Origin of the sequence: Thioalkalivibrio sp. ALE19, assembly GCF_000428605.1 — a bacterium.
In the GTDB taxonomy this organism is placed as follows: Bacteria; Pseudomonadota; Gammaproteobacteria; order Ectothiorhodospirales; family Ectothiorhodospiraceae; genus Thioalkalivibrio.
The window spans coordinates 1-1,071 of the sequence record NZ_AUAG01000068.1 but is presented as its reverse complement, the minus strand read 5'-3'; the positions used below and the strand labels follow the sequence as shown (position 1 = coordinate 1,071).

At 65.3% G+C, this 1,071-nt stretch carries 2 protein-coding genes; one reads left to right on the top strand and one right to left on the bottom strand.

All coding sequences use genetic code 11. The features are described 5' to 3' along the window. Positions 1-270 precede the first annotated feature (270 nt). Entirely contained in the window at positions 271-462 is a 192-nt protein-coding gene (locus F787_RS0114035; RefSeq protein WP_028492592.1) for a hypothetical protein, read from the top strand. Between the two features lie 177 nt (positions 463-639). Here F787_RS0114035 and F787_RS0114030 read toward each other — a convergent pair. Then, positions 640-1,071: hypothetical protein (locus F787_RS0114030; RefSeq protein ID WP_028492591.1), on the bottom strand; the 432-nt coding region annotated here is incomplete at its 5' end.

Genomic DNA, 1,071 nt, shown 5'->3' with positions numbered 1-1,071 from the left:
TGTACCCGTTCGCAGGCCGCGCGGATGTCGTCATCCGGCAGCATGGTGCGTTCGGGCGGCAGGGTCACGCGGTTGGCGCTGCCGTTGGGCAGCAGCCGCGGCACCGATTCGCGGCAGGAGGGGCAATGCCAGGTGGCTACGCGCAGATTCGCGATCAGATTCCAGGAAAGGCGTATTTGGTAAGTGTTGCGGCGTTGGCGACGCGCTCACTCCCGATGACGAGCAACTGTGTGTAAAATGGCTGAGCTAGCTAGAGAGGCGAGGCGAAACATGGAAGCAACCAAGACTCCCAAAGCGCAGGCACACGACCTGATCGACGAACTTCCGGACAACGCCAGTTGGGAGGACGTCGTGTATCGCCTGGAGCTGCATGCGTCCATCGAACGCGGGCTGGCCGATAGTGAGGACGGGCGTGTGATGCCGCAGGTGGAGGTGGAGCGGCGGTTCGGCCTGCGGCGGTGAGCGCGGTTCACTGGACGGACGAGGCGCTTGCGTGCCTTGAGGAGCTGCATGCGCACATCATCAACCCGAATCCCTCGCGAGAAGCACCGACGCGAACTGATGTCGCATTCGCCACCTTGAAAGTGACACGTTTGGGGAGGGCTGGCGGGGCGGCCTTGGTCCGCTATGCTTGAGGTGTTATAAGGGTGAGTCACTGCCTGCATGCAGTTCGGCCAAGTGTCGCTCGTACAGTTCCCAGATCCGCGGGGCAATCGCCCCGCGTGATCCGGGGTAGGTGAGGCGGTCGGGGTCGAAGTCGGTCAGGTATTCGATCTCGGTGCAGCGCAGTTCGCCGGCGATCACGTTGAAGATGAGCAGCTGGGTCCCGCGTTCGGCCAGCGGGACCAGGGCACCGATCACGCCAGTGTCGTTCAGCCCGGGTTCGCCCCGGGCGTCGCCTTCCTCGGCCGGTGGGCGCACCAGCGTGCCCAGCAGTTCCTGGAACGCCTGGTCGCAGGCGTAGCACACCTCCGGGGCGCGCAGACCCTGTACCCGTTCGCAGGCCGCGCGGATGTCGTCATCCGGCAGCATGGTGCGTTCGGGCGGCAGGGTCACGCGGTTGGCGCTGCC